General features: G+C 67.2%; 9 protein-coding genes. 6 read left to right on the top strand and 3 right to left on the bottom strand.

Annotated features, from left to right (window positions below; translation table 11 throughout):
• The 3 genes from BGN95_RS17170 to ettA form a co-directional block, all read left to right on the top strand.
• On the top strand, window positions 1-533 hold a 533-nt coding region (locus BGN95_RS17170), incomplete at its 5' end, for an SDR family oxidoreductase (protein ID WP_286773459.1).
• Complete coding sequence (locus tag BGN95_RS17165) at window positions 526-876, top strand: dihydroneopterin aldolase (RefSeq protein ID WP_179511894.1); 351 nt, start codon at window positions 526-528, stop codon at window positions 874-876. The genes BGN95_RS17170 and BGN95_RS17165, both read left to right, overlap by 8 nt.
• Before the next feature lie 209 nt (window positions 877-1,085).
• Window positions 1,086-2,765, top strand: a complete 1,680-nt coding sequence (gene ettA / locus BGN95_RS17160; protein WP_265268243.1) for an energy-dependent translational throttle protein EttA — start codon at window positions 1,086-1,088, stop codon at window positions 2,763-2,765.
• A 132-nt stretch (window positions 2,766-2,897) separates the two neighbouring features.
• On the opposite strand, the gene BGN95_RS17155 is transcribed toward ettA, so the two are convergent.
• The 3 genes from BGN95_RS17155 to BGN95_RS17145 all read right to left on the bottom strand — a co-directional run bounded on the left by BGN95_RS17155 (window position 2,898) and on the right by BGN95_RS17145 (window position 7,151).
• Window positions 2,898-4,523: a M28 family metallopeptidase gene (locus BGN95_RS17155; RefSeq protein ID WP_286773458.1), complete on the bottom strand. Its 1,626-nt coding sequence runs from the start codon at window positions 4,521-4,523 to the stop codon at window positions 2,898-2,900.
• 137 nt (window positions 4,524-4,660) lie between these two features.
• Entirely contained in the window at window positions 4,661-5,143 is a 483-nt protein-coding gene (gene greB / locus BGN95_RS17150; protein ID WP_179511891.1) for a transcription elongation factor GreB, read from the bottom strand.
• A 7-nt stretch (window positions 5,144-5,150) separates the two neighbouring features.
• Entirely contained in the window at window positions 5,151-7,151 is a 2,001-nt protein-coding gene (locus BGN95_RS17145; RefSeq protein WP_286773457.1) for a lytic transglycosylase domain-containing protein, read from the bottom strand.
• 123 nt (window positions 7,152-7,274) lie between these two features.
• Between BGN95_RS17145 and dapA the strand changes: the two genes are divergently transcribed.
• The 3 genes from dapA (at window position 7,275) to smpB (ending at window position 9,088) form a co-directional block, all read left to right on the top strand.
• The gene (gene dapA, locus BGN95_RS17140) at window positions 7,275-8,156 is read left to right on the top strand and encodes a 4-hydroxy-tetrahydrodipicolinate synthase (protein ID WP_286773456.1); all 882 of its coding nucleotides are present in this window, start codon (window positions 7,275-7,277) and stop codon (window positions 8,154-8,156) included.
• 48 nt (window positions 8,157-8,204) lie between these two features.
• Window positions 8,205-8,501 (top strand): 5'-nucleotidase, encoded by a 297-nt coding sequence (locus BGN95_RS17135; RefSeq protein ID WP_286773455.1) that lies wholly within the window; start codon window positions 8,205-8,207, stop codon window positions 8,499-8,501.
• A gap of 104 nt (window positions 8,502-8,605) precedes the next feature.
• Window positions 8,606-9,088 (top strand): SsrA-binding protein SmpB, encoded by a 483-nt coding sequence (gene smpB / locus BGN95_RS17130; protein ID WP_179511887.1) that lies wholly within the window; start codon window positions 8,606-8,608, stop codon window positions 9,086-9,088.
• Window positions 9,089-9,197: the final 109 nt, after the last annotated feature.

Raw genomic sequence — 9,197 nt, 5'->3', positions numbered from 1 at the left:
CGGCTGGCGGGGTGATCGACGGGCTGGTCAACAGCGCGTCGACCTTCGTCTACGACCGGCCCGAGGCGATCGACCACCGGCTCGCGCTTCGGCTCCACGCGATCAACGCGCTCGCGCCGTCGGTCCTCGCGCAGGCGCTCGCGGCGCAGCCGGGGCTGGCGGACGGGGCGGTGGTCAATCTGCTCGACCAGAAGCTCGCCAATACCAACCCCGACTTCTTCTCGTACAGCCTGACCAAATATGCGCTGGCGGGGGCGACCGAGATGCTGGCGCTGGCGCTGGCGCCGCGGGTGCGGGTCAATGCGGTTTCCCCCGGGCTGACGCTGCCGAGCGGCGACCAGAGCGCGGCCGAATTCGCCGCGGTGGCGAGCGCCAACCTGCTTCGGCGGCCGGTCGATGCGGCGGAGGTGGCGCGGGCGGTGGTCTATCTGCTCGATGCGCGCAGCGTGACCGGGCAGAATCTGTTCGTCGATTGCGGACAGCGCTTTCTCAAGCGCGATTCCGATGTGATGTTCGAAGGGCGCAATGGCTGAATTCACCACGATATTGGAGGGGCTCGAGGTGCAGATGCAGCTCGGCATCCACCCGCACGAGGCGGTGCCGCAGCGCGTCCGCCTCACCGTCGAGATGACGGTCGATTATCCCGCCGCGCCGCACCACGATGCGATCGACGAGGTGCTCGACTATGATTTCATCCGCACCGGGATCCGCGCATTGGCCGAGGCGCGGGGTTTCGCGTTGCAGGAAACGTTGGTCGAGGCGGTCGCGGCCTTGTGCCTGGAGGACAAGCGGGTGCGGCGGGTGCGGGTGCGGTCGATGAAGCCCGACGTCTACCCCGATGCGGCGGTGGGGTGCGAGATCGTGCGCGGGCGGTAACAGCCCACCACCGTTCGCCCTGAGCTTGTCGAAGGGCTGTCCTTCTTCGTGGCAAGAAAAGTGCAGGGCTTCGACAAGCTCAGCCCGAACGGAGCAGGGACACCGATCGTCGCCTTCCTGCCAACCCGCGAATTGCCAAGAGCGCCGCGCCCCCCTAAATGGCGCCCAAACCCAGCAGATGTGATCTTCGACGGAGCGACCGAACCGCCATGGCCGTGCAATATACCTATGTCATGAAGGGTCTGACCAAGACCTTCCCCGGCGCCAACAAGCCGGTGCTCAACAATATCCACCTGCAGTTCCTGCCGAGCGCGAAGATCGCGATCATCGGCCCCAACGGCGCGGGCAAGTCCACGCTGATGAAGATCATGGGCGGGATCGACAAGGATTTCCAGGGCGAGGCCTGGGCCGCCGATGGCATCCGCGTCGGCTATCTGCCGCAGGAGCCGCAGCTCGATCCGACCAAGACGGTGATCGAGAACGTCCGCATGGGCGCCGGCCCGATCGTCGCGAAGATCGAGCGCTTCAATGCGATCTCCGCCGAAATGGGCGATCCCAAGGACGATACCGATTTCGACGCGCTGATGACCGAAATGGGCGAGCTGCAGTCGGAGATCGACGCGGCCGACGGCTGGAGCCTCGACAGCCAGCTCGAACAGGCGATGGAAGCGCTGCGCTGCCCGCCGTCCGACAATCCGGTGACCAATTTGTCGGGCGGCGAGCGGCGCCGCGTCGCGCTCTGCCGGCTGCTGCTCGAAAAGCCCGATATCCTGCTGCTCGACGAGCCGACCAACCACCTCGACGCCGAGAGCGTCGCGTGGCTGGAGAATTTCCTCAAGGAATATACGGGTAACGTCATCCTCGTCACCCACGACCGCTACTTCCTCGACAATGTGGTCAACTGGGTGCTCGAGCTCGATCGCGGCCGCTATTACACCTATGAGGCGAACTACTCCGGCTATCTGGAGAAGAAGGCCAAAAGGCTTGAACAGGAAGAGCGCGAGGAGGCCGGGCGCCAGAAGGCGATCGCCGACGAGCTGGCGTGGATGCGCCAGACCCCCAAGGCGCGCCAGACCAAGTCCAAGGCGCGTATCCGCGCGTTCGACGAACTGATGGCGGCGCAGGAAAACCGCGCGATCGGCAAGGCGCAGATCCTGATCCAGATCCCCGAGCGGCTCGGCGGCAAGGTGATCGAGGCCAAGGGGCTGAGCAAGGCCTATGGCGACAAACTGCTATTCGAGGATCTGTCCTTCACCTTGCCGCCGGGCGGCATCGTCGGGGTGATCGGGCCGAACGGCGCGGGCAAGTCGACGCTGTTCAAGCTGATCACCGGGCAGGAGCAGCCCGACGCGGGGACGATCGAGGTCGGCTCGACCGTCAAGCTCGGCTATGTCGACCAGAGCCGCGACGATCTCGATCCCAACAAGAATGTGTGGGAGGAAATCTCCGACGGGCTCGATATCTTCCGCTTCGGCAAGCAGGAGCTGGGGACGCGCGCCTATGTCGGCGCGTTCAACTTCAAGGGGCCGGACCAGCAGAAGAAGGTCGGCCAGCTTTCGGGCGGCGAACGCAACCGCGTTCACATGGCGAAGATGCTCAAGGAGGGCGGCAACGTCCTGCTGCTCGACGAACCGACCAACGACCTCGACGTCGAGACGTTGCGTGCGTTGGAGGAGGCGCTCGAGAGCTTCGCGGGTTGCGCGGTGGTGATCAGCCACGATCGCTTCTTCCTCGATCGCCTGTGCACCCACATTCTCGCCTTCGAGGGCGACAGCCATGTCGAATGGTTCGAGGGCAATTTCGAAAGCTACGAGGAAGACAAGCGCCGCCGCATGGGCGATGCCGCCGACCGCCCGACGCGGTTGGCGTATAAGAAGCTGACGCGGTAGCTGCCGCGCTGCTCACCCTTGCCCCTAGGGGGTAGGGGCCACGAACCTCTCCTTGTGTCCCCGCGAAGGCGGGGACCCAGTCTGGGCTCCCGCCTTCGCGGGAGCACAAGGTTATGCCGGGGTGGTCGTGGACTACTCCCGCTCGCCGGCGCTCTTGTTGCGCAGCGCGAGGAATTCGCTGCCGGCGCTCCACGTCGGCCACACGCCGGCCTTTGACAGCCGCTCGCCCATCGCGTGGAACAGATCGACATCCTCGGCCGCGCCCTTGAGGTTCCAGTCGGCCGACCAGGTGTCGCAGGTCTTGTGATAGCAGGCCATATAAGCGTCGAGCCACTTCTGCCCCGCCTCGCGCCCGCCGGCCTTGAGATCGGGCGCGCCGCCCAAGGCCATCAGGAGAAGCGACGGCACCCCGCGGCGCACCACCGAGAAATGGTCGGCGCGATAGAACAGCCCGCGTTCGCTCGCGGTTTCCGGGGTGATCGTGCGCCCCTGCGTTTTCGCCGCATCGGCGAGCAGCGCGTCGAGCGACGAGGCGCCCGCGCCGACCAATGTCACGTCCTTCGCCGGCCCCGCGGTCTGGAGGATATCGAGCGTCAGGTTCGCGGCGGTCTTCGCCAGCGGATAGACCGGGTGCGCGGCATAATATTCCGAGCCGAGCAGCCCGCGCTCCTCGCCGGTCCACAACGCGAACACCAGGGTGCGGTCGGGCTTCGGCCCGGCCTTGAACTGCCGCGCCAGCTCGATCACTCCGGCGGTGCCGAGCGCATCGTCATTGGCGCCGGGGCGCAAGGTCCGCCCGGTCGCGTCGGCGGGGCCTTCGCCATAAGCATCCCAATGCGCGCCGAACATCACCGTCTCGTCGGGCCGCTTGGCGCCGGGGATTTTGGCGAGGACATTGGCGCTTTCGATCCGCTCCGCGGTCACCGGAAAATCCGCCGAGAAGCGCGTGTTGAGCGCAACCGGGCGGAAGCTCGCCGAGCGTGCCGCGACGCGCAGCCTGGCGAGATCCTGCCCGGCGGCGGCGAACAACCGCTCGGCGGCTTCGTGCGAGAGCCAGCCTTGCAGCGGGATGCGCTGATCGTCTGCGCCGCGGACGATATCGTAATTCTCGCCGTTCGAGGCATTGGCGGTCGACCAGGGATAGCCCGCCGCATCAGTATCATGGACGATCAGCGCCGCGACCGCGCCGCGGCGCGCGGCTTCTTCATATTTATAGGTCCAGCGGCCGTAATAGGTCATGCGCTTGCCGCCGAACCGGCCGATCGCATCCTCGCCCGGCCGGGCGACGAAATCGGGATCGTTGACGAGGAACACGACGACCTTGCCGCGTACGTCCACGCCCTTGAAATCGTCCCATTTCGCCTCGGGGGCGGAAACACCGTAGCCGACGAAGACGATCGGCGCGTCGTTGATCGCGATATGCGGGTCGGCGCGGACGGTGGTGAGCGCGACATCGGTGCCCTGCGCCAGCGCGGTGCCGCCGATGCTGGCCTTGCCCTCGCCGAGGCGGGTGTGGACCAGCGGCACCGGCTGGATCCACGCGCCGTCCGCACCGCCGGGTTCGAGCCCGAGCGATTTGAACCGCGCGACGAGCCAGTCGGTCGTCGTCTTCTCGCCCGCGGTGCCCGGTGCGCGGCCGCCGAATTCAGGTGAGGCGAGCGTGCGGACGATCTCCGACAGTTGCTGGGGATCGGTCTGCGCCGCCGCGGGAGCGGCGAGCGCGGTGGTAAGGGCAAGGGCGAGGAGAGCGTTACGCATTGGCGGTCCTTTGATCCCCGTTCGGGCTGAGCTTGTCCTTTCTTTCCGAGGAAGAAGGGCAGCCCTTCGACAAGCTCCGGGGGGGCGAACGGGAGGGGAGGGGTGATGCTATCTAAACGATAGCGCGGGCGGGAAGGTCAACCGGCGGGATAGGCGATTGCCATCACTTCATATTCGCGTTCGCCGGCGGGCAGCGAGACGCGGCGCAGATCACCGATCGCGGCGCCGCGCAGCGCGCGGGCGAGCGGGGCGTTCCACCCGATCAGCCCCTTGCCGGCATCCGCCTCGTCGTCGCCGACGAGGGTGAGGGTGCGGTGATTGTCGTCCTCGTCGGCGATCGTCACCGTCGCGCCGAAGAAGACGCGCGCGCGATCGGGCGCCTGCGCCGGATCGACCACCTTCGCCGCCTTCATCCGCTTGGAGAGCCAGCCGAGCCGGCGGTCGATCTCGCGCAGCCTTTTGCGGCCGTAGATATAATCGCCGTTCTCGGAGCGGTCGCCATTGCCCGCCGCCCAGGCGATCGTATCGACCAGCGCGGGGCGCTCGCGCGCGAACAATTGGTCATATTCGCTGCGCAACGCGGCATAGCCCGCCGGGGTAATGTAATTGGGGCGATCCATTCCTGGCTCAGCCTCGCTTCGACCGGCCGAGATACCAGCTCAGATTGGCCGGCCCGCGGCTGCGCGCGCGCGCCGGGTTCATCAGATCATAGACCACGGCATTTTCCAGCACACGCTGGACGTAATTGCGTGTCTCGGTGAACGGGATCGCCTCGATCCAGTCGAGCATGTCGACCGAGCCGGTACGCGGATCGCCGTTCGCGTTGAGCCATTTGTTCACATTGCCCGGCCCGGCGTTATACGCCGCGATCGCTAGCGGGTAGCTGCCGAACATATTGAAGATGCGCTGGAAATAATTGGCGCCGAGCTGGATGTTGTAACTCGTGTCGGTGGTCAGCGCGCCGGCGTTATAGGCGAGGCCAAGCTTCGCGGCCTGTTCGCGCGCGGTGCCCGGCATCAGCTGCATCAGCCCGCGCGCGCCCGCGCCCGAGATCGCCATACGATCGAAATTGCTCTCCTGCCGGGCGATCGCGTGGATCATCGTCCAGTCGCTCTCGAACCCGCTCGGCACCGATACGGTGGGGAAGCCGCTGGCGCGATATTCGGTGAGCCCGTTGAGCATCGCGCGCCGCCCGACCAGCACCCCGAGATCGGGGCGGCCGATCGCGCGCGAGAGTTCGTCGGCGAGCAGGTGATCGCTGTCGCTGTCCGCATCGAGCGCGATTTCCTTCACAAAGGCGGTCTGGTCCTGCCAATTGCCGGTCGCGCCGAGATATTGCGCGGCGCGCACCACCTCGCGGTTGTAGAAAGCGGCGCGGGTCGCGGGGTCGATCGCGGGGGTGCCGACCGGCGGTGGCGCGACCAGCGCGCGGCCGAGATGCTCGTTGGCGAGCTGGCCGTAATATTGATCGCGGAACCCCGCGGCGCGTTCGTAGAAAGATGAGGCCTCGCTCGCGCGCCCGGCAGCCTCGGCGGCGCGCGCCGCCCAGTAAAAGCCCTTGGCGCGGACCTGCGGCGCGATCGTGCCGCGGCCGTAGCGCTCGAACATCGGCATCGCATCCGCCGGGCGGCCCAATTTGTTGAGCGCGACCTGCCCGGCGAGCCAGGCGAGGTTGGTATATTGATCGCGTTCGCCATAGGATTTGGTCGAGACGTCGGTCCCCGCGGGATAAGCGTCATCGATTTGCCGCGCGATATCGTAAGCGGTCTGCCACTGGCCGTCGGTCGCAGCGCTCTTGGCGTTGGAATAGAGCGTCGCGTAGAATTTTTCCGGGTTGCCCGGCGGGTTCATCCCCGGCGCGCGGGTCCGCGCGAGCCACTGGCGCGCCGCGGCGGGGTTGGTGCGGCCGAGCCAGATCGCCTTGTCGGCGATATAGCCGGCGTCGCGCTCGCCCACAGCGTCGGTCGTCGCGGCGAGCTCGGCGGCATTAGCCGATCCGCTGCGGAACGCGAGCCGCGCGGTGAACAGCGGCAGGCGGGAGGAGGAAACGAGCACGATCTGCCGCGCCGCGATGCTCGTCGCGCCCTGCCACAGAAGCGCGTCCATCCGCGCATCCTGGTCTTCGGCGCGGAGCGCATTGCCGAATTGCTGCTGGAGCGCGGCCTCGTCGTTGGCGGCGAGCGCGCCGCGCCGCCACGCCGCGCGCGCCGCCTCATTGGCCTCGCTGCTGCGGCCGGTCGCGGCGAGCGCGCGGGCATAAGCGAGCCCGCCGGTCGCGGACTGCGGCGGATAGCGGCGGAAATAGGCGACCGCCGCGCTGGGCGAGGCGGTGTCGGCCTTGCGTTCCGCCGCGCGGCGGTTGGCCGCTTCGCCCGGCCAGCCGGGATGCGCGATCAGGAAGCTGGCATAGCTGTCGAACGGCAGGGAATCGGTCTGGCGCAGCGCGGTCCATTGCGCGATCGGCCCGGCGATCGCGGCGGCATTGGGCGCGAACGGCACCGCCGGGGTGGTCGGTGCGCTCGGCGACGCATTGGTCTGCCCACCCTGTTGTTCGGCGCGCATATTGGCCATCCGCGTCGCGTAAGAATCGTCCTGATCCTGCGCGAGCGCCAGGGCCGCGCCGGCCATTAGAGTCAATCCGATCAAAGCACCTGCCTTCAATTCGAGCCACCGTTATGGACAGACTAGCGGTTCAACCCGTATCTGTCCTGAACGAACCTTAACTTATCGCCATTTCGGGGGCGTAAAATCATGTTTTCCGGCTCAATTCCGGCGCTCGTCACGCCGTTCGACGCGCATGGCGAGTTCATCGAATCGGCGTATCGAGATCTCGTCGAGTGGCAGATCGCCGAAGGCTCCGCGGCGTTGGTGCCGTGCGGCACCACCGGCGAGGCGGCGACGCTGACCAAGGACGAGCAATTCGCGATCGTCAAAGTGTGCGTCGATCAGGCCAAGGGGCGCGTGCCGGTGATCGCCGGGGCGGGATCGAACGACACGCGGGTCGCCGCGGCCAATCTGATCGCCGCGAAGGAAGCCGGGGCGGATGCGGCGCTGATGGTGCCGCCTTATTACAACCGCCCGTCGCAGGAGGGGATCTACCAGCATTTCGCCGCGCTCGCGCCGCAATCGCCGCTGCCGATCGTGCTGTACAACGTCCCCGCGCGCACCGTGACCGATATCCAGCCCGAGACGCTGATCCGCATCGTCAGCGACTTTCCCGAGCTGTTCGTTGCGGTGAAGGATGCCTCCGGCGTGCTCCAGCGCGTGTCGCAGCACCGCGCCGCGCTGGGCGACGGTTTCTGCCAGCTTTCGGGCAATGACGATCTCGCGCTCGGCTATAATGCCACCGGCGGGGTGGGGTGCATCTCGGTCACCGCCAATGTCGCGCCGCGACTGTGCGCCGATTTCCAGGCGGCGTGCGCGGCGGGCGATTATGCCAAGGCGCTCGAACTCAACGACCGGCTGTTCGCGCTCCACGTGTCGCTGTTCACCGATGCCTCGCCGGGGCCGGTGAAATACGCGATGACCAAGGTGCGCCCCGGTTTCCCCGAGGGGCTGCGGTTGCCGATGACCTGGCCGGGCGAAGCCGCGCGCAAGGCGGTCGACGCGGGATTGGCGCGCGCCGGATTGTGACGCGCGCCGGACACGGCTGCGCCACAATCGCGGCGCAGCCTCGCCGGGATGGAGTTGCTGCTGCTCGCGTTGCAGGCTGTCGCCGGACCGGTGCTGGCGGAGGCGCGGCCGCGTCTCGCGGAGAGGACCTGCCCGCCGGCGCGTGAGGGCGAGGTTACCGTGTGCGGGCGGCGCGAGGAGCCGTTCCGGCTGAAGCGGCTGCCCGAGCGCTATGACGAGAGCGCGTTGCCCAAAGCCGAGACGACGGTGCTCGGCAATGCCAGGCTCGGTGTCGAGACCGATCAGGGCTCGGTCGGCGGGGTTTCGAGCAATCGCGCGATGGTGAGGCTGAAGGTCCCGTTTTAGCGTCATTTTGCCGTCCGGCTCTGGACGGAGGCGATGTCGGGTTTCCGAATGCCTCGCACGCCCACGTTGCCCTCGTCGCGTTTGGACCCTACATCGCGCGCCTTATGCCGCGTCCCAAGCCAGCCACATTCGACAAGAAGAAGATCGTCGCCGAGAACCGGCGCGCCCGCTTCGACTATTCGATCGAAGACAAATTCGAGGCCGGGATCGTGCTTACCGGGACCGAGGTGAAATCCTTGCGCTTCGGCGAAGGCTCGATCGCGGAAAGCTATGCCGAGGTCAGCGATGGGGCGGTGTGGCTGATCAATTCCAACGTCCCCGAATTCAGCCACGGCAATCGCTACAACCACGAGCCGCGCCGACCGCGCAAATTGCTGCTCCACGAGCGCGAGATCAACCGGCTCCACGGCGCGGTCGCGCGCGAGGGGATGACGCTCGTCCCGCTGTCGGTCTATTTCAACGCGCAGGGGCGCGCGAAGGTCGAACTGGCGCTCGCCAAGGGCCGCAAGGCGCACGACAAGCGCGAGGCGATCAAGGAGCGCGAATGGAAGCGTGAGGCCGGGCGGCTGATGCGCGACCGGGGCTGATGGCCTCCGCCGCGCCGGGGCTGTGGCAGCGATTCGCCGGCTGGTGCGCGCGCAACCTGCCAACCCGCGAATCGATGGAGAACAGCCGGCTGCTGCGCCCGGTGGCGCA

The sequence above is a fragment of the Sphingomonas sp. 66-10 genome, from assembly GCF_001897045.1.
Taxonomy (GTDB): Bacteria; Pseudomonadota; Alphaproteobacteria; order Sphingomonadales; family Sphingomonadaceae; genus Sphingomonas; species Sphingomonas lycopersici.
The sequence above is the reverse complement of the archived record's forward strand: the minus strand, read 5'-3'. Positions and strand labels throughout refer to the sequence as shown.

Bases quoted from the DNA above. Each gene is read 5' to 3' on its own strand.
- BGN95_RS17165 (WP_179511894.1), top strand. From the start codon at position 526: ATGGCTGAATTCACCACGATATTGGAGGGGCTCGAGGTGCAGATGCAG.
- ettA (WP_265268243.1), top strand. From the start codon at position 1,086: ATGGCCGTGCAATATACCTATGTCATGAAGGGTCTGACCAAGACCTTC.
- BGN95_RS17155 (WP_286773458.1), bottom strand. From the start codon at position 4,523: ATGCGTAACGCTCTCCTCGCCCTTGCCCTTACCACCGCGCTCGCCGCT.
- greB (WP_179511891.1), bottom strand. From the start codon at position 5,143: ATGGATCGCCCCAATTACATTACCCCGGCGGGCTATGCCGCGTTGCGC.
- BGN95_RS17145 (WP_286773457.1), bottom strand. From the start codon at position 7,151: ATGGCCGGCGCGGCCCTGGCGCTCGCGCAGGATCAGGACGATTCTTAC.
- dapA (WP_286773456.1), top strand. From the start codon at position 7,275: ATGTTTTCCGGCTCAATTCCGGCGCTCGTCACGCCGTTCGACGCGCAT.
- BGN95_RS17135 (WP_286773455.1), top strand. From the start codon at position 8,205: ATGGAGTTGCTGCTGCTCGCGTTGCAGGCTGTCGCCGGACCGGTGCTG.
- smpB (WP_179511887.1), top strand. From the start codon at position 8,606: ATGCCGCGTCCCAAGCCAGCCACATTCGACAAGAAGAAGATCGTCGCC.